General features: G+C 46.8%; 18 protein-coding genes and 1 tRNA gene. 7 read left to right on the forward strand and 12 right to left on the reverse strand.

The genetic code is table 11. The annotated features are described in order from the left end of the window. Position 1: 1 nt before the first annotated feature. A complete protein-coding gene (locus tag EZE20_RS09670) occupies positions 2 to 511 on the reverse strand; it encodes a C40 family peptidase (RefSeq protein WP_132116972.1) in 510 nt (169 codons plus the stop codon). A 179-nt stretch (positions 512 to 690) separates the two neighbouring features. Further along, entirely contained in the window at positions 691 to 1665 is a 975-nt protein-coding gene (locus tag EZE20_RS09675; protein WP_132116974.1) for a zinc-dependent alcohol dehydrogenase family protein, read from the reverse strand. Between the two features lie 145 nt (positions 1666 to 1810). Here EZE20_RS09675 and EZE20_RS09680 point away from each other — a divergent pair, with 145 nt between their 5' ends. From EZE20_RS09680 to EZE20_RS09695, 4 genes are all read left to right on the forward strand, one after another. Beyond that, positions 1811 to 2443, forward strand: a complete 633-nt coding sequence (locus tag EZE20_RS09680; RefSeq protein ID WP_132116976.1) for a HupE/UreJ family protein — start codon at positions 1811 to 1813, stop codon at positions 2441 to 2443. Positions 2444 to 2530: 87 nt separating this feature from the next. Then, positions 2531 to 4909 carry a M1 family metallopeptidase gene (locus EZE20_RS09685; protein WP_132116978.1) on the forward strand — a complete coding sequence of 793 codons (2379 nt, stop codon included), beginning with the start codon at positions 2531 to 2533 and terminating at the stop codon, positions 4907 to 4909. 120 nt (positions 4910 to 5029) lie between these two features. Next, positions 5030 to 6001 carry a YheT family hydrolase gene (locus EZE20_RS09690; protein WP_132116980.1) on the forward strand — a complete coding sequence of 324 codons (972 nt, stop codon included), beginning with the start codon at positions 5030 to 5032 and terminating at the stop codon, positions 5999 to 6001. A 30-nt stretch (positions 6002 to 6031) separates the two neighbouring features. Beyond that, positions 6032 to 6982, forward strand: coding sequence for a D-2-hydroxyacid dehydrogenase (locus EZE20_RS09695; protein ID WP_132116982.1), 951 nt, complete (start codon positions 6032 to 6034; stop codon positions 6980 to 6982). On the opposite strand, the gene EZE20_RS09700 is transcribed toward EZE20_RS09695, so the two are convergent. The 7 genes from EZE20_RS09700 to EZE20_RS09730 all read right to left on the reverse strand — a co-directional run bounded on the left by EZE20_RS09700 (position 6979) and on the right by EZE20_RS09730 (position 17689). Then, positions 6979 to 7857, reverse strand: coding sequence for a MerR family transcriptional regulator (locus tag EZE20_RS09700; RefSeq protein WP_132116984.1), 879 nt, complete (start codon positions 7855 to 7857; stop codon positions 6979 to 6981). The genes EZE20_RS09695 and EZE20_RS09700 overlap by 4 nt on opposite strands. 251 nt (positions 7858 to 8108) lie before the next feature. Then, positions 8109 to 8771 (reverse strand): carotenoid biosynthesis protein, encoded by a 663-nt coding sequence (locus tag EZE20_RS09705; RefSeq protein ID WP_132116986.1) that lies wholly within the window; start codon positions 8769 to 8771, stop codon positions 8109 to 8111. Positions 8772 to 8820: 49 nt separating this feature from the next. After that, a tRNA-His gene (locus tag EZE20_RS09710) sits at positions 8821 to 8896 on the reverse strand. 106 nt (positions 8897 to 9002) lie between these two features. After that, positions 9003 to 9611: a superoxide dismutase gene (locus EZE20_RS09715; protein WP_132116988.1), complete on the reverse strand. Its 609-nt coding sequence runs from the start codon at positions 9609 to 9611 to the stop codon at positions 9003 to 9005. Positions 9612 to 9676: 65 nt separating this feature from the next. After that, a complete protein-coding gene (locus EZE20_RS09720) occupies positions 9677 to 10120 on the reverse strand; it encodes a nucleoside deaminase (RefSeq protein ID WP_132116990.1) in 444 nt (147 codons plus the stop codon). Between the two features lie 75 nt (positions 10121 to 10195). Next, entirely contained in the window at positions 10196 to 14518 is a 4323-nt protein-coding gene (locus EZE20_RS09725) for a T9SS type A sorting domain-containing protein (protein ID WP_132116992.1), read from the reverse strand. Positions 14519 to 14620: 102 nt separating this feature from the next. Further along, on the reverse strand, positions 14621 to 17689 hold the full coding sequence (locus EZE20_RS09730) for a glycoside hydrolase family 3 N-terminal domain-containing protein (protein WP_132116994.1): 3069 nt from the start codon (positions 17687 to 17689) through the stop codon (positions 14621 to 14623). Between the two features lie 87 nt (positions 17690 to 17776). Here EZE20_RS09730 and EZE20_RS09735 point away from each other — a divergent pair, with 87 nt between their 5' ends. Next, positions 17777 to 18283: a rhodanese-like domain-containing protein gene (locus tag EZE20_RS09735; protein ID WP_132116996.1), complete on the forward strand. Its 507-nt coding sequence runs from the start codon at positions 17777 to 17779 to the stop codon at positions 18281 to 18283. 102 nt (positions 18284 to 18385) lie between these two features. Here the strand turns inward: EZE20_RS09735 and EZE20_RS09740 are convergent, their stop codons facing one another. The 3 genes from EZE20_RS09740 to EZE20_RS09750 form a co-directional block, all read right to left on the reverse strand. Further along, a complete protein-coding gene (locus EZE20_RS09740; RefSeq protein WP_132116998.1) occupies positions 18386 to 19174 on the reverse strand; it encodes an SDR family oxidoreductase in 789 nt (262 codons plus the stop codon). Between the two features lie 96 nt (positions 19175 to 19270). Continuing rightward, complete coding sequence (locus tag EZE20_RS09745; RefSeq protein WP_132117000.1) at positions 19271 to 20719, reverse strand: Gfo/Idh/MocA family protein; 1449 nt, start codon at positions 20717 to 20719, stop codon at positions 19271 to 19273. A gap of 50 nt (positions 20720 to 20769) precedes the next feature. Continuing rightward, complete coding sequence (locus tag EZE20_RS09750; RefSeq protein WP_132117002.1) at positions 20770 to 21069, reverse strand: SCP2 sterol-binding domain-containing protein; 300 nt, start codon at positions 21067 to 21069, stop codon at positions 20770 to 20772. Positions 21070 to 21337: 268 nt separating this feature from the next. Here EZE20_RS09750 and EZE20_RS09755 point away from each other — a divergent pair, with 268 nt between their 5' ends. Further along, entirely contained in the window at positions 21338 to 21829 is a 492-nt protein-coding gene (locus EZE20_RS09755) for a hypothetical protein (protein WP_228713662.1), read from the forward strand. Positions 21830 to 21971: 142 nt separating this feature from the next. Further along, complete coding sequence (locus EZE20_RS09760) at positions 21972 to 24086, forward strand: peptidylprolyl isomerase (protein ID WP_132117004.1); 2115 nt, start codon at positions 21972 to 21974, stop codon at positions 24084 to 24086. Positions 24087 to 24131: the final 45 nt, after the last annotated feature.

Below are 24131 nucleotides of genomic sequence, written 5' to 3' on the forward strand. Positions count from 1 at the left end.
ATTACTCAGTGGGAAGCAAAACCCGCCGCACTGCCACAAACCGGCGACGATAGTAGTCCGAACTTAGCAAATCGTATCGAACACCTCCCTTAAAAGCCGAATGAATAAATCGGACCGTTTGGTTGGGTTTAACTTCTGTAATAATGCCCACATGACCAATTTGGCTACTTTTGGTGCTGCTTCCTTTGAAAAAAATGAGATCGCCCGGCTGGGCTTCTTCCAGAGAAATATCTTCGCCTTTGTGCGCCTGAGCTGCGCTCGAATGCGGCAATAGGACGTTCCACTGTTGATAACAATAACGCACGAAACCGGAGCAATCAAACCCTTTTTTGCTCATGCCGCCCGAGCGGTAAGGAATATGAAGATGTCGAGATGCAAAATCCAAAAGAGACTCTACCGGATTTTCTGGGGTTTGACTCTTAACCGACTGTGCCTGAGAACGATTGGGACTACCAATGAAGAATAAAATAGATAAAAAGAGGCAAGTGTACCGAACAATCAATTTTAACATTTCTAGTAAAAGGACGGTTTTGGAAGCCCTAGTTTACGAAAAAAATGTTGATTCCTCTAAAAATGCACCAAAACTCTCAGGAGTTTAACCAAAACCAGTAAGACTATTAAAATCTTACTGGCCTGATTATCAATACCTAACTTTTATAGATTTCAAAATCCATAAGAGTTGAATATTTTTTACGAAAGTTGAAGCAAAATTTTCCCCCAACGGCCGGGTTTATCTGCGTGTTCGACGGCTTTCACGATCTCATCCAGGCCGTAGGTTGCTTCTACCGGCAGCGACACTTCATCGCTCACCAGCCAGCCGATTACATTTCCGGCTACCTGAGCGCGTGTAGCTGCATCCACTTTACGCATCCATTCGGATAGCCAAAAACCCTTAACCGTTAGTTCTTTAAAGATCATCAGGCCAACGTCAAGCCTTGGATTTTGTGCACTAAGAAGTCCGAAAATCAGCAATAAACCGTTTTGACCCAGGCATTTCATCGCCTCTTCGGTCAGGTGCCCTCCGACGGCATCTACCACGCATTTCACGCCCGTACCGCCCGTAATTTCCCGAACGCGGGCCGGCAGTTTTTCGGTTTCGGTATTGATAACCTCATCGAGTCCCAGTCTTTTCAATTCTTCGTTCAGATCGTCCCTCCGGACCGTGCCGATGGTACGGATGCCTTTTTTGCGGCAAAGCTGAATCACAAGTTTTCCGTAAGCCGAGCCACAGGCCGTAATCATCAGCCACTCGCCCGGTTGCACGCCTGACTCTTCTACCATGGCATAGGCCGTAAATGGATTGACAAAAAGCTGGGCAGCTACCTGATCCGATAATTGGTCCGGAACGGGAATCACCGCCCGGTGATTAACAAGCGCATACTCAGACCAGGAACCAATGGTCGTAAAAGAAACCCGGCTTCCAACCGGAATCTCCACACCTTCACCCACGGCTTCTACCGTACCTACACCTTCAAATCCGGCGGCAGAAGGCAGTTCGGGACGTAGGCCGTAGCGTCCGTGCACAAAGGAAAGATCGGATGGATTGACGGGCGCAGCAATGACTTTCACTAAAAGTTCTCCCTTAGAAGGTTTCGGAACCGCACTTTCGTGTACAAATAAAACTTCGGCAGGCGGACCTGCTTTTTCAAATTGAATGGTTTTCATGAATTGATGAATTAATAAAAGATGGTAAATTTAACTTTTTCCTGAAAAAATTAGACCCTGCACGGCAATTGCTCCTTAGCAAAATAGTAGTATATAGACTATGAAAAGTCTTTTCTAACTTTATTGCTTTAACAACTTGATTTGCATGACTGAGTTCCAGGCTTACCTTCAATTAGGATTTGAACATATTACTGACCCCAACGGCTACGATCACATTTTATTCGTAATTGCTTTGTGCGCCATTTATACGTTACGTGACTGGAAAAAAGTTTTAATTTTAGTAACTGCTTTTACCCTTGGACATTCTGTTACGCTGGCATTAGCTACATTGCGGGTTGTATCGTTTCGGCCTGATGTGATTGAATTACTAATTCCGATTACAATTTTGATTACAGCGGTAGTCAATATGTTTCATCGGATTCCGAAAACAACACTCGTAACGCAGGAAAAAAGCTCGCCTCTGCGCTACCCGCTGGCACTCGGTTTTGGGTTGATTCACGGGCTGGGTTTTTCTACCTACTTACAGAGCTTACTGGGCGAAGAATCCAGCATTTTTGAACCCTTGCTGGCGTTCAATCTAGGTCTCGAATTAGGTCAAATTCTGATTGTGCTGATTGTGCTGATTCTCGCATTTGGGCTGATAGAATTGGCACGCATACCCAAAAGAACCTGGAATTATATTTTGTCAGGAATTATTGCCGGAATGGCGCTTTCGCTTATTCTTAACAATGAGCTTTTTCAATCGATGCTGGCAACGCTCTTTTCAAGAAACAATTAATACACCATTTTTATATAAACATTTGTTTATCAAAAACTTAAAACACAAAAACACTTTTACCAAACCTAACCAAATCATTTTACATTCATGAAAAAAATTCTTTCTCTGGTAGTAGCTTGTCTGGTCAGCTGGGGTATTCACGCTCAGCGTGCCTCAAACCCGGCCAACTACAAAGCAAATACTACCTTCGAGCAACTGGGCTCGGCCCTGCCGACTCCCAACACCTACCGTACAGCCTCCGGAGCACCCGGTAAGGACTACTGGCAACAGCGTGCTGACTATGATATTAAGGTAGAACTGGACGACGAAAAGCAGCGCATCATTGGTTCTGAAATCATTACGTATTTCAATAATTCTCCTGACGAGTTGAAATACATCTGGCTTCAACTGGATCAAAATCTGTTTGCAAAAGACGCTATCGGCGGTTCAAGCCGCACGGGTGCTATCAGCGAAAAAGGCATGAGCACTCGTCAGCTGCAATCCATGAATACGGGTCGCGGCTCTACTCTTGCCCCGGAAAAGCAATTTGGTTATGAAATTTTCGCAGTTAAGGATAAAGCCGGAAAGGCACTTCCCTACACGATCAACGGAACAATGATGCGGATTGACCTTCCCGTAGCCATGAAGCCCGGCACAAACGTAGTTTTTGGCGTAGACTGGGCCTACAACATTACGGAGTACTATGGTCGGAGTGGCTATGAGTTTTTTGAAAAAGACGGCAACTACAACTACTTCATTGCGCACTGGTTTCCACGTCTTGCTCCTTATGACGACGTAAATGGCTGGCTGCACAAGCAGTTTTTGGGTCAGGGAGAATTTTCTCTGATTTTTGGAAACTACAAAGTGGCGATTACCGTACCCGACGACCACGTGGTGGCCGCTTCCGGCGAATGTCAAAACTACGCTCAGGTACTAACCAATGACCAGAAAAAACGCATGAAAGAGGCCGAAACGGCCACGAAGCCCATTATTATAGTTACGCAGGCAGAAGCCGTAGAAAACGAGAAAACAAAGCCAACGGGTAAGAAAACCTGGATTTACAAAGCCGACAACGTTCGTGATTTTGCCTTTGCCAGCAGCCGGAAGTTTATTTGGGATGCCATGAAAACCGATGTGTATGGCAATGGCCGCAAGATTTGGTCGATGTCTTTTTATCCAAAAGAAGGCAACCCGTTGTGGGAGCAGTACTCCACCCGCGCCGTAGAGCATACGCTCAAATCGTATGGCAATCGTACGTTTGAGTATCCGTATCCGGTAGCGATTTCGTGCCATGCCACGGCTGGCGGTGGTATGGAATACCCGATGATTTCGTTTAATGGCGGACGGCCCGAAGAAGATGGAACGTATAGTGAAAGTGTGAAATATGGCATGATTGGCGTGATTATTCACGAAGTGGGCCATAATTTCTTCCCCATGATTGTAAACTCTGACGAACGTCAGTGGGCGTGGATGGACGAAGGATTGAATACCTTTTGCCAATATCTGGCCGAAAAAGAATGGGACTACAACTACCCCACCCGCCGCGGCGAAGCACAGTCAATTGTAGACTATATGTCTTCTGACAAAGACGTACTCTCTCCGATCATGACTAACGCAGACAACGTAATCGGTCTGGGGCCCAATGCTTACGCAAAACCCGCTGCGGGGCTGAACATCCTGCGCGAAACTATCATGGGCCGTGAGCTTTTTGACTATGCATTTAAGGAATACGCCAACCGCTGGCGCTTCAAAAGCCCTACACCCGCTGACTTTTTCCGTACCATGGAAGATGCTTCCGGTGTAGATTTGGACTGGTTCTGGAAAGGGTGGTTTTATGGCGTTGAGCCCGTTGATCAGGATATTGTGAGTGTCAACTGGTTTAGCGTAGATACCCAAAATCCTGAAATCGAGAAAGAACTCGCACGGCAGGAAGCAGCTCGCAAAGCCAAAACAATCAGTAAAATGCGGGATGCCGAAACGAAGGATCAAACCGTAGTTGCACAAGACTCAACGATGGCGGATTTTTATAACACCTACGATCCGTTTAAAGTAACCAACTCAGATCGTAAGAAATACGAGGATTATCTGGCAAGTCTATCTCCGGAGGAGCGCGACCTGGTGCAGTCAAATACTAATTTCTATACACTGAGTCTCAAAAACAAAGGTGGACTTGTGATGCCGGTGATTGTGCGGATGGAGTTTGAAGATGGTACCGACTCGGTGGCCCGCTTTCCGGCAGAAATCTGGCGTTTCAATGATCAGGATATCCAAAAAGTAATTTCTACCAAGAAAAAAGTTGTTCAGTGGACACTCGATCCTTACTTTGAAATTGCGGATATTGATACCGAAAATAACTCCTTTCCACGCGTAGCCAAGCCTACCCGTTTCCAGATTTATAAGCAGCAGCAATTCCGCCGTCCGGCCAATCCGATGCAGGCTGAACAACAAGAAAGCGGTGCCGGAAAACTCGGGACAGGAAATAAATAAGAGTGCTTTTCAGATGAGTTGAAAGGTATTTCAGTAAGAAATAATCAGGCATCGAATGAGTGGAAAGCGTTGGTAGCTCCTGCTCATTCGGTGCTTTTTAAATTAAAAAAAGAAAATTTCATGCCCCTTGTTTTTCCCAGTAGCTATCCGGGCGCACCGCGCTATCTTTTCAATGGGCATTTGCAGACCATTATTCCCGGCGCACTCCGGCAGATTCATGGGCTGTCCTACCAACGGGAACGGCTCGAATTGCCCGATGGAGATTTTCTGGATCTGGATTGGGTACGAACTCATCAGAAGCGGCTGGTCATTGTTACTCATGGTTTGGAAGGAGACTCCGGCCGGCACTATGTTAAGGGAACTGCCAAGCTTTTTTCGCAGGAAGGCTGGGACGCTCTCGCCTGGAACTGCCGCTCGTGCAGTGGTGAAATGAACCGGGCTTTCCGGCTCTATAATCATGGCGAAATCGGTGATATTGAGGTCGTGATCCGACATGCTTTACAGGTAGGAAAGTATGAGGAAATTTGCCTGGTCGGATTCAGTATGGGAGGAAATATCACACTCAAATATCTGGGCGTGTATGGGTCTCAGGTTCCCAAAGAGATAAAAACGGCCGTCGCTTTTTCAGCACCGCTTGACTTGCATTCCAGCGCTAAACTACTCGATCACAGCTCAAACGCATTCTATAAAAAACGCTTCCTTACAAAATTATCCCGCAAAATCAGGGCAAAAGCGCTGCAACATCCGGGTCTTCTTGATCTTGCCAAACTGAAAACTGTAAAAGTCTGGCGTGATTTTGACGAAGCCTTTTCGGCTGTTTTAGGAGGGTATCAAAATGCCGATGACTTTTATACTCAGGCCTCAGCACGCTACTTTCTGGCAGCTATCAGCGTTCCGGTTTTGGTAGTAAATGCTCAAAATGACCCCATACTCACCCCCGAATGTACACCCACTGACCTGGCAAAAGAACATCCGTTTGTTTTTCTGGAATCGCCAAAAAGTGGCGGACACGTTGGTTTTCTGGTCGCTGGTGACGAATTTAGCTGGGCCGAGCGGAGAGCGCTGGCATTTGCTCAATCTACTTTTTCCTAAATCAACTCCTGACTTTTACCTGATATACTCATGAATATCGTTTTTTTGGATGGCTATACCCTCAACCCCGGCGACATGAGCTGGAACCCGCTGGAAACATTGGGAAATTTCACGGTATATGACCGCACCGCACCCGAAGACATCGTGACACGCGCATTGGATGCCGATATAGTTCTTTCCAATAAAGTAATGCTTTCTGCCGAAACTTTGCAGCAATTGCCCAAACTCCGGTACATAGGTGTGACAGCCACTGGATACAACAATGTGGATATTCAGGCTGCACAAAGGCTGGGAATTACAGTAACTAATGTTCGGGGATATAGCACACCGGCGGTTGCACAGCATACACTTTCGCTGCTTCTGGCGTTGACCAATCATACCGAGCTACACAGCCAAAGTACCCGGCAGGGCGATTGGGCGAATGCCAAAGACTGGTGTTACTGGAAAACCCCTTTGGTAGAACTTTCCGGGAAAACGATGGGATTGATTGGTTTGGGGGACATTGGAGCGCAGGTCGCCAAAATTGCTCTTGCCATGGGTATGCGCGTGTTGGCGCATCGAAAAAGTCAGCTACCGGCAGGGGCAGGTATTGAACTGGTAGCGTTGGAAACGCTTTTCCGGGAAAGTGACGTAGTGAGTTTGCACTGCCCGCTGACCGACGAAACGCGTGAAATTATCAATGCTGATTCTCTGGCTTTACTGAAAAAAACGGCTTACCTAATCAATACCGGACGTGGGCCGTTGATCCATGAAGGTGCGTTGGCACATGCGCTTCATGCCGGAGATTTGGCCGGTGCGGCTTTGGACGTTCTTTCCAACGAACCACCCAAAGCCGACAATCCGCTTCTCACTGCTCCAAATTGTATAATTACTCCACACATTGCGTGGGCTTTTCAGGAGTCCCGCATACGGCTTTTACAGCTTGTGGCGGAAAACATTGCGGCTTTTCAGCATGGAGAGGCCATTAACGTAGTAAGTTAGTGAGCAGCCAATTGCATCAAATCTTCAATTTTATTAATCAAAATGGTATTTTCCGAAGGCTGAATATCCTGACCAACGACCTGATAACCCGTTAAAAGGATAGTAGATTGAGGAAAATTAGCTGCCAGTTTGTCTACATAAGGCTGCACGTCGTTGCTGGAAGGAACCGACGTAATAGCAGTAAAAATGTAGTCCGGCTTGTGAAGTTTGTAGGCAAACTCTATTTCATTAAAAGGCAGACTTTGCCCCAAATAAACCACTTTGTGATTGCGGGCCCGGATGATATAATTAGCAAAGAGCAGGCCCATTTCGTGCAGTTCACCTTCGGGTAGAAACAGCAGGAATTTTTTTGACGTTGGCAGTTGCTTCACAACCTGACCATCAATAGCCACAATGACTTTCTGACGAATGAGATTTGTAATAAAATGCTCCTGAGCGGGGCCAATTGAGCCCGTTACCCAAAGCGTACCAATGCGGCTCAAAAACGGATAGATGATGTGAATCATCGTATTTTCAAACCCAAATTGCAAAATATTGGTACTAATAATTTTCTCAAAACGCTCTTCGTCCAGATCAATCATCGAGATTGTGAGCGCATGTATTTGATCGGGGTAGCTTAATTTCCGGTCTGAAATAGTCATAACCTCGGCGTTGAGCTCGTCCGAAGTCATTTTTGAAATTTCTGAAATTTTATATCCGTGCTCTTTCAGCAACGAAATATTCAGCACCAATTTCAGGTCCTGATCATCGTAAAGCCGAATGTTTGTGTCTGTCCGTTTGGGAGCAATAATGTTGTATCGCTGTTCCCAAATACGCAGCGTATGCGCTTTGATACCAGACAGTTGTTCAAGATCGCGGATTGAATAATTACTCATGTCTAAATAGTGCTTTGAGGGTGTTTATCAATTTACTTCAAAATATCTTTCTCACGTGTCAACCTCAGCCTGTGAATCTCTGAAATCTGTTTAACTTAGGTTCTACATTAAACACAAAAGTAATCACTTTCGTGAACGAACCTACAAAAACGAATTCTGTTCATGCTGCCACCACAGGATCATATTAAGTATAAGCAGTTTAGGCCTATTAATTGAAGAACAATCTTTTTGACAAATTGTTTAATTTGTTGTTAATCAAGGAGGTTAACCAGGTTATTTAGAGCAAAAAATAAAAATTGCAGCAAGAGAAGCAGGGAAGCAATTGGGTTATTTTTTCGGAAGGGTAAATAGTAAAATACGGCAAATAAAGCGGCAGAAATAACGTACCAGGCAACATAGTTTTGCAAAGGAATTTCCCCCAGATGCCACTGCCAGAAGTCCAGCCGAATCGCTACCGGTTCAATGAACACATCCAAAAAAGTCATGCAAGCTGCGGCAAGCAGAATTTTTACAGGTTTTGTGGTAGAAATTTTATCAACAAAACTGCCACAACAGTAAGTCAGGATCAGCCAATTGACCCCAATTACCACCGGAACCTCCGCGATTTTCCATCCGAGTGCTGCGCCATAGGAATAATCGCCAAAAATCAGCCCGGTATGCACCCCGATTACTTCTACGAAAAAACCAGTCAGAAATGCCATCAGGCAATATAGTCCAAAAGTTGGACGCCAATCGTCGTGAAAAAGCAGTAAAATGCCCAGCGAAGCCAGCAGGTTGAAAGGAATCAGGGGCTGAAAAAAGGGCAAAAGTACAGAAACATTGAGCCCCACCAGGCCGGCGAGGTACATCAAAGGAAGTATAATAAATAATACCCGGCGAACAGGTGGAGACAGGCGCAAAGCGGAACTGACCATACGCAAATTGAATTATAAAAAAAACCCCGACAGGCGGGGTTTTTAAAGAGGGAGAAAGACGGGGTTCGAACCCGCGACCTTCGGAACCACAATCCGACGCTCTAACCTGCTGAGCTACAATCTCCGTTTTGGGCTTACAAAAGTAGGAAAAAGGTTTACAGCTTGCAACGTTATCTGAGAGATTTTTTCACAAGTAGTAAACCTTTTTCGCGTCTTCCTGAGTATCAGGACTTATTTTGCAGATTGATACAGCGCTTCGGCAGCATTCCAGTCTACCACGTTCCAGTAAGCGTCTACATAATCAGGACGTTTGTTTTGGTATTTGAGGTAATAAGCATGTTCCCAAACATCAAGTCCGAGCACGGGCGTACCCTTGGTTTCGGCTACGTCCATCAGAGGATTGTCCTGATTAGGAGTTGAGGTAACGGCAAGTTCACCTCCTTCGGTTACGATCAGCCAGGCCCATCCTGAACCGAAGCGTCCGCCTGCGGCTTTTTTAAATTCAGCTTTTAAGGCATCAAATGAGCCAAACTTGCTGTCAATCGCTTTGGCCAGTTCGCCGGTGGGTGCACCACCGCCATCACCTGACAGAGACTTCCAGAAAAAAGAGTGGTTCCAGTGGCCACCTCCGTTGTTGCGAACAGCAGCGGGTAAGGCACCTACGCCTGCCATTAGCTCTTCAATGCTTTTGCCTTCCATGTCAGTGCCGGCAACGGCTGCATTCAGGTTGGTTACGTAGGCTTGATGATGACGGTCATGATGAATTTCCATGGTCAATGCATCAATATGCGGTTCGAGAGCGTCGTTAGCGTAGGGTAAAGGATCGAGTGTAAAAGCCATTTTGTTTGTGGTTTTATGCGTTCTAAAAATAGTTTTAGTTGTTTTTCTAACAGAGGAATACGATTTTATGTTCTTAGTCGCTTAAAAAAAATCTTCAAAAGCGATTCTGATTCCTCGGCCAGTACACCCGCTGAAAGTCGGGTCTTTGGGTGTAAGATCGCGGGAGAAATCTGAGAAAAACCTCGTTTGGTATCCCGGGCTGCAAAAACAACGCGTCCTATCTGTGCCCAAAAAAGCGCGCCAGCACACATGACACAGGGTTCGAGCGTCACGTACAGCGTACAATTGTTGAGGTATTTGGCTCCCAGATAGTTGGATGCCGCTGTAAGTGCCAGAATTTCGGCATGAGCTGTCACATCCTGACCACGTTCAGTCTGATTGTATCCTTTTCCAATAATTTTATCCTGACAAACCACCACCGCACCTACGGGTATTTCGCCTTCTTCCATAGCTTGTTGAGCCAGTTGCAGGGCTTTTTGCATAAAATACACATCTGTATTCGGGCTCATGAGTAGGGGTTTTGTAGCAAAAAGCGGGAGAGCCTGAGGCCTCCCGCTTTGGAAGTAGTCGATAATTGATAGTGTTTAATCCTGTTTCAAAATTCTTTTTACGGCACGTTTCCCACCATTTTCCACACTCAGGAAATAAACTCCGGCGGGTTGATCCGTAAAATCAACTTCGGTACGGGTTGCCCGTACTATTTTTGAAAGGATCGAACGGCCATTCATGTCGGTTACCTGAATCGTGGACTCATCGCCTGTTCTTGTGGAATTTATTTCTACTACACAAATTGTCTGCACCGGACTTGGATACGCGTTTAGCCAGGTAGCAGTATAGATAGGCTCATTGCTCAAAATTGGATCCACCTGAATACGCGCCAACCCGCTTACCTTTCCGTCTCCGCATTGATTGGTTACCGAAGTCAGCGAATAGGTCGTTGTTACTGCGGGTTTCACAGGTATAACAAAGGGTGTTACGCTGGTAGTAATAAGTGAATCACGGCCTGAATCATTGAACCGGAACGTCCAGGGACTATCGCCGGTAAAGGCTACATTTACGGTGGTCGACTCGCCGATCAGGATCGTGTTGTTTCCGCTAAGCGTTGCGGTTGGCAAAGGCCGAACGGTTACGTTGACAGGGCTGATACTTCCCGGAATCAAAAACTGTGCACTTTGACCAACTACCCGCACAAAGTAATTTCCACCCAGTGTCGTATCGGGTACCGTTGCTACAACTTCATTGCCCGTTCTGACGCTGGGGATAGTTTTAAATCCAGAAGTTTCTTCGGTTAACGAAATTTGTACATTAAATCTATTGTCAGCTACAAAATCGCCTGACGCCTGGAACGGAATGGTAAACGATTTGCCTGCGCACAGGCTGGCAATTGTTGGGTTTCCGGTACTGATTGTAGGAATCCGTACGGTTACGATAGCGCTACCATTGGGAATACCTTTGCCGCAAACATTCTCCACCTCAGTTACCACGTAAGTTGTCGTTACCGAAGGACTTACCGTAATCCGAAGTGGATTTTGGGTTTCGCCTTTTCCGGTCAAGCCATTGGAAAGCACATAGTCCCAAGGGCCATCGCCGGTAAAGGTAACGGTAATCTGTGCGGATTGCCCAAGGCTAATTGAGTTGTCGCCGGTAATGGTTGCAGAAGGTAATGGTTTAATACGTACATCAATTTTCTCTTTTGGACTTTCGCAGCCATTGCCACCCGTTTGGGTAACGTAGAAAGCAAAATTCCCTACATTCGCAGTAAAGGGTGTAAATGGATTTGTTTGAAATTCAGAAGCAGCAGCTTCACGATACCACTTCAAACTGGCTCCCTGTGCCGAAAGCGGAGTTGCGGTGGTATTCTGGCAATATTCTACAGGAGTGACCACCGCCGGTTTGGGAGTAGTATTGATTCGAATCAGGATTTGGGTCCGATCGCCTTCGCAACCTTCCAGGCTTTGACTTACAAAAAAGGCCGTTTCGCCACCATCTGCCGTACTTGGCGTTGGAGCATTGCCTGAGGGAGAACCTCCTGAGGCATTGGTTCCGTACCAGTTCAGAATACCATTGGTTTCGGGAGTGGCCGTAAGTTGCCGGGATTGATCAAACTGGCAATACTCAATCAGTGAGCTCACGACCGGCAAAACGGGCAGACGCTTGACCCGCACTTTCATTTCAGCGCGACTTCCTTCACAGCTTTTGTCGGTTACCTGACTTACATAAAATGTGGTTTCTTTTGCTTCTTTCAGGTTTATGGAAGGAGCTGAGTTTTCGCCTGCGCCACCGGTAGAGGCAGTATACCATTTCAGATTAGTACCATTTGCTGAAAACGTAAAACTCTTGTCCTGTCTTTCCTGACAAAACTCCTGAAACGAAATCACTGAGGGTAAACCAGGAAGCGGATTGATGGTCACATTAATTCTCGCACGGGGTCCTTCACAAGCCAGGCTGCCAGTACCTACGGGATATGTAGTTGTTTGACTCACATAGTAGGCAGTTGTTGTGACAGACACAGTTGAAGGAGTTGGCGCGGTAGTAGTCACTCCGGTTGTACCTGTGGGGGTTGTATACCATTTCAGGGCAGTTCCTGTGGCTGATAGGGGACTTGCCGTTGCTTTTTCGCAGTATTCTACCAATGCAGTAACAGTGGGAGCCGTAGGATTAGCTTTTGTTTCAAAAGCAATGGAAGCTCTTGGACTTTCACAATTATTGACCGTTTGACTTACATAAAATGTTGCTGTACCAGCGGTGGCTGTGGAAGGTATCGGTGCGGTAGCATTGCTTGTTCCGCCCGTTGCTGCTGTATACCACTTTAAGGTGCCCGTTACCCCGCTTACCTGCCCAAGCAGGGATGTTGAAGTACCAAGCTGACAAATAGGCGCAGGGGCAGTTGTGACAGGAACTGCCGGGATGGCCTTTACCAAAACATCTACCCGGGCCCGGTCACTTTCACAGCCATTGAGTGTTTGTGTTACAAAGTAGGGAGTTGATCCAACGGCGGTGGTTGGAGGTATGGGAGCAGTTGCCGCCCCTACTCCACCCGCAGAGCTTGTATACCATTTTAGCGATGTGCCATTGGCCAACAAAGCTACGGCTGACTCGCCAAGGCAATACTCAACCAGAGCATTTACGGTCGGAGAATTGGTTCTGTAAACAGTAACGACAATAGACGCCTTTGGGCTTTCACAAGAGTTAGCTGTCTGACTTACCTGAAAAGTTGTAGAGCCTGCCGCAGCCGTGCTGGGGGTTGGTGCAGCGCCTAATGCTCCACCAGCTGCCGTATACCATTTTAAACCTGTCCCGGTAGCCGTAAGTGCCGTAGCGACTTCTCCAAAGCAATAAGTTACGGGAGAAGTAACAGCTGGTGCATTGGGTGTATCTCGGATGGTTACAGATAGCTGAGTTCGGGGACTTTCGCATCCGTTTACGGTTTGAGAAACATAGAAGAAACTAGTACCTACCGTGGCTGTACTGGGTGTGGGTGCGGTGCCTGAACCTGAACCACCGGAAGCGGCCGCATACCAGGTTAGATTGGCGCCTGTAGCTGTAAGCGGGCCGGTCGAGCTGCCTTCGCAAACACTTACCGGGCTAACGGTAGGTGCAGCTGGAATGGCTTTTACCGTAACCACTATTTGGGCTCTACCACTTTCGCAACCATCTATGGTTTGGCTTACGTAAAAATTAAATGTTCCTGGGGAGCCAGTTGAGGGGGTAGGTGCACCTGCCAAGGGAGATCCACCAGAGTTGCTGCTATACCACTTCAATGCCGTGCCGGTGGCGGTCAACGTTGGGGCTGACTCGCCAACGCAATACGAAAGCGCTGAGTTGACAGTTGGCAAAGGTGTTTGTGTTATTGTCACTGTAATTGTGGCTTTATCGCTTTCACAACCGCCTACGGTTTGTGTTACTTTATAGCTGGAATTAGCCGTATTTCCGGGAACAGGTGCAGAGCCAAGGGGTGTATCATTGGAAGTATACCACTTCAATGCACTTCCTGTAGCGGTGAGCGTTGAAATTGTTGCCCCAAAACAAGCGGTAACATTTGCCACAGCGGGGGGAGCTGGCTTAGCTTTTACCGTAACCGTAATTGTGCTCTTCGGGCTTTCACAGCCATTAATTGTTTGAGAAACGCTGTAACTGGAAGAAGTAGTATTACTGGGAGTAGGTGCACCTCCCAATAGTGTATTGGAAGAATCGTACCACTTCAAACTATTTCCCGTAGCGGTTAAAGCTGATACTCCACTACCGGCACAAATTTCGAGCGGAGTACTTACAATAGGTGCGGCCGGAATGGCAAAAACCTCAATGGAGATCGGAACGCGTGCACTTTCACATCCGCCGGTGGTTATTTGTGAAACGCTGAAATTCTGAGTACCAGTACTAGCGGTAGATATCGTGGGCGGGCCGGCAATTGCTCCTCCACCCGCATTGTACCATTGCAGCGTATTACCTCCCGAAGCCGTGGCGGTAAGAGGTGTAGCAGGAGCATCTTTACAGTAGGAAAAACTTGTAACAGGCACCACCGGAGCCGCGGGTGTTTGTTGAATAGAAAGTACCGTGCCACTCGTGGAACCAATCACCTGAGGGCTGCTTGATACTACGCGCACCCGGTAGGCATTACCATTCGCTACATCACTGGGAATTGTTACTATAATTGGACTTGCTGCACCCGAAGGTGCAAGCGTGCGCGGGGAGGCAAAACTCCCGGCTGCATTGGAAAGTTGAACGCTAAATGTATTGCCCGCTCCAAAGACCCCGGTAGTAGAAAAAGGGACAGAAAGGGAAGTTCCGCCGCAAATTTCGGAAACGGCTAAGGCGCTTGTGGTTATTGTTTGAGCCTTTGACTCACTTACCCATCCCAACACGATCAATCCAACTACCAGCCAGTGAGTAAAATATCTACGTTGCATACAGTCTATTTTATGGAGTTACAATTCTGAACTAAGCTTTTAATTTGGGGTTAAAGTTAGCTATAATTTTCAAAACTGAGACATCCATCCGTATTCCTTCCCTTAGGAATGAAGCAGCGACTGATAGATAATATCGTGTAATTTTCGTCGGGTACGATGAGTTGTAATTCCTTTATTCTCCGGGTCCGGATGCACGCGATTCGACAGGAAAACAAAAACCAGATCTTCGTCAGGATCAGCCCAGACAATTGCTCCCGTAAATCCGGTATGCCCAAAAGAATTGGCAGAGGCTTTATCAGAAACATAGGAACTAGTACCAGAAGTCAGTACTTTTTCCCATCCTAAGCCCCGGTGATGCGCTTCATCGTACAGGCGGGAAAATGTAGGTACAGTCGATGGCTGAAAGAATGTTTTTCCACCATATTTTCCTTTCCACAAATTCATTTGCATCAGCATAGCCAGATCGGTGGCGGTACCAAACAAACCTGCATGTCCCGATACCCCTCCCATTACAGCGGCCATTTGGTCATGAACCGTACCTTGAAGCAACTGTCCCCGAAACCGATAATCCTGTTCTGTGGGTGCAATTCGGCTGGAAGGAAAACGTCGCAGTGGATTATACCCCAGAGACGAAAGGCCCATAGGTTCATAAAATGTTTTCCACACAAAAATGTCCAACGGCTGGGCTGTCAGTCTTTCCACGATTTTCTGAAGCGTCAAAAAGCCTAAATCGCTATACACAAAGGTATTTTGCCCCGAACGATCACGACGGTTTGTGAGGGGCGATTCTACAATCCATTTCCAGACCGAATCGCGTAGCATTGGCCTGGCAAACAGCTTAGGGGCTACCTGCAGGTAGTAACTACTGTCAGCTTGTGAACTATAATATTCTGGTAAAAGCCCGCCACCTCCGGTCATCGTGCGTGACCATAGTTTAGGATAAAACGAAACCATTCCTGACCGATGCTGAAGCAACTCTCTGACTGTAATATGCTGTTTGTTAGTCCCTTTCAGTTCGGGCAAATAGAATGATGCTTTTTGTTCAAGATCAAGTTTCTTTTTATCATAAAGCCACATAACTGCCTGTAAAGTGGCCGAAACTTTCGTTACAGACGCCACGTCGTACAGGGTTTCGGTTGTAACCCGCTCGGTAGTTCGGTAGGTAAGGTTTCCGAAGCCCTTGGAATAAACTACTTTCCCTTTTCGGGCTACAACTACCTGACAGCCCGGAAAAACATGCTGATCAATAGCTTCTGCTACCACATGATCAATGTTTCGGAGCATGTTGGCATTCATCCCCACGCTTTCGGGTGTACCGTAGCTCATACGATCCACTACCGACGTTTCGACAAACGTTCCGGGATGATAGCCCGCTACCGACACGGGCAACATTCCTCGGGCCGGAAGCGCACCAAACATAATCTGAGACGCCACTTGCTGCGTAGTTTCATTATCTTCATTCGCACAAATCAGGGCATCCGTAGGAGGGAAAAACCGGATGCTGTATGGCGTACCAAACAGGCACAGCACCACTTTTTTCCCTTCCGCTTTGAGCCTCGCCACAAACGCAGCAGTTCCGTTGGAAATGCCATGCCGCCGCTTCGGCGAATTGCTAATGCCATGTACTCCAACCACAACCGTTTCGTACGGGGCCAGATGTTGCATCATTTCGGAAATTTCCTGCTCGCCATTTGGTTTATCCTCAAACACAAATTGCTTGACCGGCGCATAGCGGTTCATCATTTTCTGGAAAGGTGTTCCTACTCCCGCCCCAACCGTAACCGATGCAACATGTACTCCTTCCAGGCTCGCAAATGGCAACAGCGACTTTTCGTTTTTAATTACCGTTACCGAAGCTTCACTCAATTCACGACTCAATTCACGGCTTTCTTCACCATTAAGATCCTGATATAAGTTTGGTAAAACAATTGGCTGATAGGCGTTTAGGCCAGCCCAGTATTTGCCTCTCAATATTTTATGTACTTTTTTATCAATAAACTCTTCGGTAATAACCCCCTGTTCAACAGCCTCTTTAATCCGTTGAATTGTTTCGGCAATGCTTTCGGGATATAGCAAAATGTCGTTTCCGGCCAGTAAAGCTTTCAGGTTTACTTCCGAAGCCTTGCCGGTTTTTAACACACCCCGCATATTCATGGCATCAGTGAAAATGAGTCCTTTAAAGCCCATTTGATTTTGTAACAGTTGGGTCACCACTTTTTCAGAAAGTGAGGTTGCCAATTGAGGTGTATTGTCAAGAACAGGTACGTACAAATGCCCCGTCAAAACCCCCATGAGGCTATCGGCGATGAGTCTTTTGTAGGGATACAGGTCAATTTCCCGAAGTTGATCGGAAGAGTGGCTCACTACCGGTAAGGTATAATGCGAGTCTGCGTCGGTATCGCCATGTCCGGGAAAGTGTTTGGCGGTGGCAATCACCCGGTTGCGTTGCAGGCCTTTCATATAGGCCACCGCTTTTTGGGTTACATTGTCGCGATCTTCCCCAAAAGAACGGAACCCAATCACAGGATTATCCGGATTGCTGTTAATATCTGATACAGGCGCAAAGTTGATGTGAATGCCCATCCGCCGACAATGCTGCCCAATCAAATCGCCCATACGATAGACCAGCGTTTCATCACGAATAGCACCAAGCACCATTTGTTTTGGAAAAGAAATAGTGCTGTCGAGCCGCATGCCCAGTCCCCACTCACCATCTATTCCAATGAACAGCGGCACTTTGGCCAGTGCCTGATAGCGATTGGTAAGCACGGCCTGCCGATAAGGCCCGCCCTGAAAGAAGATTAGTCCACCTAGTTTGTAGTCGGTCACAAGGCGATCTACAATACGGTAATAAGACTCATCGCGATTGGAAAATGTGGCTACCATAAAAAATTGGCCAATCTTTTCGTCCAGCGTGAGCGTACGTAACGTACTGTCTGCCCAATCACTTTCGGGCAGTACTTCCAGCGGCAATTGCTTAACAACTGCCTTTGGGCGTTTTTTTACAACCTTTACGGGTTCCTCCGGTTGTTTGGTTGGGTAGTAAAACGGCAATGCCTCTTTACCCTTCCAGCCAATAGCAACCACAGATGTGACCACAATGAGGAGTACTATTCCAACTAAAACACGAACTATATATAAACGAGGGCCAAGATCAAACCAATTTTTCATACCTTCTGTTTGCGACTTAAAGAGTGGGCAATCACATTATAGGGGGGGCATCCCGGGAAAGTTTTTAATATACTAGTATAACGCAATATGATAAAGAAGTTAGCAATATTTACTTATTTTTTCTTGCAATTATCCTGTTTTTTGACGTCCGCACAGATAAAAAGTAACTCGTACCGCACGTTGCTCAAAACTTTATATAAAGACGACGTACCGTTAATCAGCTGTGCAGATGCTCATAAAACCCGGGCTGCCCTATTCTTAGACACCCGGGCAAAGGAAGAGTTTAATGTAAGCCATATTCCAAATGCCCGATGGGTTGGTTATGAGGACTTTACGCTGGATCGAGTAAAGGACATGGATAAAAATATGCCAGTGATTGTCTATTGTTCCGTTGGCGTCAGGAGCGAAAAAGTAGGCAGGCAATTAATGCAGGCCGGTTTTACGAATGTGCAAAATTTGTACGGAAGTCTCTTTGAATGGGTCAATCAGGACTATCCGATTGTCGATAGCACCGGGAAGCCAACGAAAAAGGTACATGCCTACTCCCGAAGTTGGGGTGTTTGGCTGCAAAAAGGAGATAAAGTGTATGAATAAACGCGGGAAAGTAAGAAAGACTTTCCCGCATGTTTCTAGAGTAATTCTGAAAAGTTATTGATAAACTCTTGGCTTATTAAATTCCAGCGAAGTTATTTTCCTTTACAAACTCCCCGTTTTTCCACCATCCACTGGCAGATTGATTCCGCTAATGCTTGCTGCGGCAGGGCTGCACAAAAAGGCAACCGCCGCCGCCACTTCACGGGCCTCGACAAACCGGCCGGTTGGCATTTCGGATTCCATTTCAGTCGAAAGCTGGTCAACTGTCTTCCCCTGAGCTTCGGCCCGCATAGTAAGCACGGCATCCAAACGGCCCGTGCGGGTGTAGCCCGGCAGCACGTTGTTTACGGTAATACTCTCTTTGCCCAATTCAAGCGAAAGTGTTTTGGCCCAATTGGCCACTGCCGCCCGAATGGTGTTAGACACGCCCAGGCCCACGATGGGTTGTTTCACAGACGTGCTGATAATGTTGACGATTCGCCCAAAACCCGCTTTTTTCATCGACGGCACCACTGCCTGAACCAGGGTTTGGTTGTTGATGAGGTGCATTTGAAACGTCTTCAAAAATTGTTCAGCAGCGGCATCTATTAGTGGCCCGCCCGCTGGCCCACCCGTATTGTTGACCAAAATGTGAATATCCGGCACAAGGCGAAGATAATCTTCCAGTGCTTTTTTGACTCCTTCTACTTCCTCAAAATCAGCTACAATGTATCGATGGATTTGCCCCAATGAAGTATCCAATGTATCCATTACATCTTTTAAAGAGTCTTCATTTCGGGCCATAAGCGTTACGTTTGCCCCTAAAAGCGCCAGCTCCTCTGCCGAAGCCCGGCCTATCCCCTGCGTACTGCCGCATACAAGGGCTGTTTTTCCGGTTAAATCAAGATTCATCTGATGATACGTTTGAATTAATTTTAGTTGAAACAAAAACACCGTTGCAGACCGGATGGTGCAACGGTGGTGATTTTTTATTGATAAAAAGAAAACTTACCAACCCGTTCGATAGTCCCGTTTCACAAACTGATTGGCGGGTTCAAAGTTGGTAATCTTCATTGCTTCTCCATTCCAAAGCAATTTTTGCCTTCCAGGAAATGAAAAACCCCCGGTAGACTTTGGCTCCCGATACAGGAAAGAACGTACGGCGAGATTCCCCATCAACACGGTTTCGGTGAGCGGGCCGGACTCCGCAAAAGCAGAACTAGTGTAGGTTCCTACGCCCTTTTTACAGGCTTTTACCCACTGCTGCTGATGTCCCTCTTCGCCACCTTCTACGAGTGGGCGGGCGGGCGGTGGCAGCTTCACATCCTTAAAGGACGATTCAGGCCACAGCCTGGGATTTGCCCCAAAAAGCTCAGCACTCAACATTCCTTTGGTTCCGATAAATAGCATGCCGCCATCTTCATTTCCAAAGACTGTTTCGTACGCACAGCCTTCGGGTAGCCGGGGCCGGATGCCGCCATCGTACCACGAAAGGCTCAACTCTTTTCCATTCGAATCTTTTGCAGGAAATTTGAGGTGAATGGCCGATGAAGGCGGGCACACATCATCAAAAAATGCTTCCTGAAAAAAATCTGCATAAACTGATCCAACACTACATTCCACCGAATTGGGATAGCCAAGGTTCAGGGCCCGAAAGGGAACGTCCATAAAATGGCAACCCATATCGCCCAATGCTCCCGTGCCAAAATCCCAGTAGCCCCGCCAGCGAAAAGGCATATAAGCTTCGTGATACGGGCGTTTGGGCGCAGTTCCCAGCCACAAGTCCCAGTCTACTCCGGCCGGAACGGGCTGCGACTCGCCCCGATCTTTAGGCGATTTGACACCCTGTGGCCATACCGGGCGGTTGGTCCAAACTTCTACCGTATGAACCTCACCGATCATCCCCGACCGCACCATCGCTTCGGTTTGGCGGGTGCCGTCTCCACTACTACCCTGATTGCCCATTTGGGTCACAACGCGATATTTTTCTGCAGCCTGTGTAAGCTGTCGTGCTTCCCAAATATCTTTGGTCAATGGTTTTTCGACGTACACATGTTTGCCCAATTCCATGGCCGCTATCGCAATTTTATAGTGCATATGATCGGGCGTAGTTATCAGGACAGCATCGATGTTTCGTGCTTCTTTTTCGAGCATCTGCCGATAGTCGCGGTAGTAAGGCGCTTTGGGAAACATGCCCCGGTACTTGACCGCCTGCCGGTCGTCCACATCACATAGAGCTGCTATGTTGTCTGTGCCGCCATTATACGCTTGCTGAATATTAAAATCTGCTTTACCTCCACATCCCACTGCCGCAATGTTTAGCTTATCGCTTGGCGGTACATAGCCTTTGCCAAGAACGTGCCTGGGCACAATAAATATACCTGCCGCCGCCGCTGCACCCGTTTTCAAAAACTGACGGCGATTGTCTGAATCCGTTAGTTCATTTTTTGTTGGCATACGATTTTTGAAAATTTAAAATGGTAAACATTGCAAGCATAGACAGCTGATTAACTACCAAATACCTGAGCAATTTTCATCGCAATGCCCATATCTCCTTTGATTTTTAGTTTCCCCGTCATGTAGGCCATCATTGGATTTATATCACCGTCCAGCATTTTTAACGCATTTTCGGAAGATATTTCCAGGGTACACTGCGCTTCTTGGTCTTCATTCGTTACTACATTCGGAACCTGGGTGGTATCTATAAAAATGACACCTTCGTCGGTTGCGAATTTCACCTTTGCCACCATGGAATTTTCGGTACCTACTACGGTGCGGATGCGGTCTGTCAGAATTTCTAAACTCATGAAAATTGGATTTTAGTTGTAATAAAGTTGTACGATTCGCAAGTATAAGAAATGCATTTCAATTTGCAGGAGAAAAATGCAGCCAAAGCATTATTCAGGAGAAAGGGACTAGCTGGTTTTTAAAGCAAAACCAGCTCCTGACTCTTTATGAAGGTATTTGCAAAACAACCGGAGGTCAATTTCAGTAATAAAATTAAATGCTTTTGGTGTTTTCATCTAAAACCGCAACTTTTGCCCGCTTTTACAAACTATCACTTATAATTATCCCATGTCAGATTCTTCAACCCCCGTGGAGCGCCCCAGATTTCTGTCATTTTTATGCATGCTCACGTTCATCAGTTGTGTGTCAGGTCTTTGGACACAGTCCGATCGTTTATGGAACCCGGGCGTAGTGGCGGATCAAACGCGCGAAATTTTTGAGCAGCTTCAGGAAAGCATGGAAGCACAGGCAACCCCTGAAAATGCCGAATTCATGGAAAATCTTTTTGATTCCATTCGGGAAGAGGCAACGTCCGATACCATTCGTCTGAGTGCCATCCTGATGTTAATCTACGAATCGCTTACACTTTTTGGTGCCTATATGATGTGGAATTTACAAAAACGGGGCTTTTATCTGTATTTGGCAGGAATCGCCGTGATTATCCTGGGACCTTTGCTGCTGATAGGCGGGTGGATGGGCACGATGACGATGCTGGGCGGCGCATTTTTTAGCGTCATTTTCAGCTTTATGTACCGGGCCAACCTCCGACATATGCACTAATAGTTCATTTCTTAAAAATAAGAATCTGCTAAAAAGAACTGCCGGACGGGCGTTTTGGCACTTCTTTTGATTTGAAGAAAGAACTACACTTGGATAGTATCCAGAAAAGATTTTATTTTGCGGGTCAAATTTGAAACTAGAAATGGCATTAATTAACAAAATCAGAGAAAAATCAGGGATTGCTGTTACGGTTATTGCCGTAAGCTTAATCTTCTTTATAGTAGGAGGCGACCTGCTGGGACCCAACTCCATGTTTGGAGGGGGAAACAATCAAACCCTCGGTGAGATTGCCGGTAAGGAAATTGACATTCAGAGCTTCCAGAATCGGCTCGACGTCATGCGGCAAAATTATGAAGCCCAAACCGGACGGGCTGCCGGAGAACAGGAAATCGTAGCCTTGCGGGAGCAAGCCTGGAATCAGCTGATCGTTGATATTGCTTACAAAGAACAATATGAAAAGCTTGGCCTGACCGTAACGGATGAAGAAATGGTGGATATGGTGCAGGGCAACCACATCAGTCCTTCTATTCAGCAGGCTTTTGCCAACCCTACTACCGGTGCATTTGATAAAAGCGCCGTAGTAAACTACCTGAAAAACCTGAAAACACTTCCGCTTCCTCAGCAACAGTCGTGGGCAGAGTTTGAGCAAAACCTGCGTTCGGATCGTCTGCGTCAGAAATACGAAAACCTGGTACGCACGTCTACCTACGTAACCAAAGCAGAAGCCGAAAAAGAATACATGGCCCAAAATACCCGGGCATCTTTGCGGTATTTGTATGTACCTTTTTACTCGGTACCTGACACTACCATTAAAGTTACCGACTCGCAGTTGGAATCATACCTAAGCGCGCATCGCGATGAGTACAAAGGCGTAAGCACCCGCACGGTGCAGTATGTTACGTTTCCCGTTTTGCCTGCTAAGGACGACAGCGCAGCGCTATATACTGAAATCAAAACGCTTGCCCGTGGTTTGGCCTCAGCAGAAAATGATTCTGCCTATGCTCGTATGAACTCTGACATTGCGATGCCAACTGATATGTCGTATGCAAGCATGTCAGATCAGCTCAAAGAAGCCGTGACTACCTTTGTTCCCGGTGGCGTGTATGGTCCTTATCGTGAAGGAAACACTTATTTTATCTACAAATACAACGGAACTAAAAAAGACTCTCTGTCGACAGTTAAAGCAAGCCACATTTTGATTCGTCCTGAAAACCCATCGGATTCAGCCAAAGAAGTGGCGCGTCAGCGGGCCGAAGGAATTTTGGGTCAGATTCGGGGTGGAGCAAGTTTTGAAGCAATGGCCGCTACCAACAGTGCAGATCCGGGTTCGGCTCAGCGTGGTGGTGATTTGGGCTATTTTCAAAACAACGGCTCCATGGTAAAGCCGTTTGAAGATGCTGTTTTCTCGATGAGTGGCACCGGGCTCATTGGCCGTTTGGTTGAAAGTCAGTTTGGTTTTCACATCATCAAAGTAACCGACGCAAAATCAAATACACTCTACCGGTTGGCTGGTATTGCCAAAACAATCGCTCCAAGTCAGGCTACCCGCGACGAGGCCTACCGCAAGGCTGATCAGTTTGCAGGTTCTGTAAAAACAAAGTCGCAATTTGACGAAGCTGTTAAGGCAGATAAATCACTTGTGGTAGCTACCGCTAACCGCCTTCCCGAGTCGTCTTCTAATGTAAACGCCATCCAAAATGCCCGTGAAATTGTCCGTTGGGCGTTCAATGATAAAACCGACATCAACGACGTTTCACAGGTATTCGAAACCGACGATCAGTACGTAGTAGCCGTGCTTACCGGAAAAACGGATGAAGACGAAGTGAAAATAGATGATTTTAGAGACGAATTGACGGCCAAGGTTCGTAACCAATTAAAAGCCGAACAGATTACCTCTAAGTTGGGTGCAGTGGGAGATCTGGAAGCAATGGCAAAAAAATACGGTGCAGGGGCACTGCTCGAAACCGCAAACGATATTTCTCTCGCCACCGGCCTGTTGAGCTCTGCCGGATTTGATCCGATTGCTCTTGGAAAAGGTTTTGGCTTGCAGAAAGGAAAAAAATCACCCGTATTTACCGGTGAAAATGGAGTATTTGTAATGGAACTTGTAGACCGTACCGAAGCTCCGCAAATCGCTGACTATACACCTTACAAAACTCAGCTACAACAAGGTATCGAAAGCCGCGCTAGTTTTCTGTTGAATGAAGCCGTACGCGATAACGCAAAAATTGTGGATCGTCGTGCTAAATTTTTCTAGTAGAAAATAGTTAAAGTATAGCTTTTCAGGAAAGGTCAGGTTCAC

It is taken from the genome of Arundinibacter roseus (assembly GCF_004348825.1).
In the GTDB taxonomy this organism is placed as follows: domain Bacteria; phylum Bacteroidota; class Bacteroidia; order Cytophagales; family Spirosomataceae; genus Arundinibacter; species Arundinibacter roseus.

What these genes read in the sequence shown, in the direction of transcription:
- EZE20_RS09720 (WP_132116990.1), bottom strand. Translation starts at nt 10,120, where the DNA reads ATGAGCCCGAATACAGATGTGTATTTTATGCAAAAAGCCCTGCAACTG.
- EZE20_RS09735 (WP_132116996.1), top strand. Translation starts at nt 17,777, where the DNA reads ATGATAAAGAAGTTAGCAATATTTACTTATTTTTTCTTGCAATTATCC.
- EZE20_RS09670 (WP_132116972.1), bottom strand. Translation starts at nt 511, where the DNA reads ATGTTAAAATTGATTGTTCGGTACACTTGCCTCTTTTTATCTATTTTA.
- EZE20_RS09750 (WP_132117002.1), bottom strand. Translation starts at nt 21,069, where the DNA reads ATGAGTTTAGAAATTCTGACAGACCGCATCCGCACCGTAGTAGGTACC.
- EZE20_RS09755 (WP_228713662.1), top strand. Translation starts at nt 21,338, where the DNA reads ATGTCAGATTCTTCAACCCCCGTGGAGCGCCCCAGATTTCTGTCATTT.
- EZE20_RS09675 (WP_132116974.1), bottom strand. Translation starts at nt 1,665, where the DNA reads ATGAAAACCATTCAATTTGAAAAAGCAGGTCCGCCTGCCGAAGTTTTA.
- EZE20_RS09725 (WP_132116992.1), bottom strand. Translation starts at nt 14,518, where the DNA reads ATGCAACGTAGATATTTTACTCACTGGCTGGTAGTTGGATTGATCGTG.
- EZE20_RS09745 (WP_132117000.1), bottom strand. Translation starts at nt 20,719, where the DNA reads ATGCCAACAAAAAATGAACTAACGGATTCAGACAATCGCCGTCAGTTT.
- EZE20_RS09695 (WP_132116982.1), top strand. Translation starts at nt 6,032, where the DNA reads ATGAATATCGTTTTTTTGGATGGCTATACCCTCAACCCCGGCGACATG.
- EZE20_RS09705 (WP_132116986.1), bottom strand. Translation starts at nt 8,771, where the DNA reads ATGGTCAGTTCCGCTTTGCGCCTGTCTCCACCTGTTCGCCGGGTATTA.
- EZE20_RS09760 (WP_132117004.1), top strand. Translation starts at nt 21,972, where the DNA reads ATGGCATTAATTAACAAAATCAGAGAAAAATCAGGGATTGCTGTTACG.
- EZE20_RS09685 (WP_132116978.1), top strand. Translation starts at nt 2,531, where the DNA reads ATGAAAAAAATTCTTTCTCTGGTAGTAGCTTGTCTGGTCAGCTGGGGT.
- EZE20_RS09700 (WP_132116984.1), bottom strand. Translation starts at nt 7,857, where the DNA reads ATGAGTAATTATTCAATCCGCGATCTTGAACAACTGTCTGGTATCAAA.
- EZE20_RS09730 (WP_132116994.1), bottom strand. Translation starts at nt 17,689, where the DNA reads ATGAAAAATTGGTTTGATCTTGGCCCTCGTTTATATATAGTTCGTGTT.
- EZE20_RS09690 (WP_132116980.1), top strand. Translation starts at nt 5,030, where the DNA reads ATGCCCCTTGTTTTTCCCAGTAGCTATCCGGGCGCACCGCGCTATCTT.
- EZE20_RS09740 (WP_132116998.1), bottom strand. Translation starts at nt 19,174, where the DNA reads ATGAATCTTGATTTAACCGGAAAAACAGCCCTTGTATGCGGCAGTACG.
- EZE20_RS09680 (WP_132116976.1), top strand. Translation starts at nt 1,811, where the DNA reads ATGACTGAGTTCCAGGCTTACCTTCAATTAGGATTTGAACATATTACT.
- EZE20_RS09715 (WP_132116988.1), bottom strand. Translation starts at nt 9,611, where the DNA reads ATGGCTTTTACACTCGATCCTTTACCCTACGCTAACGACGCTCTCGAA.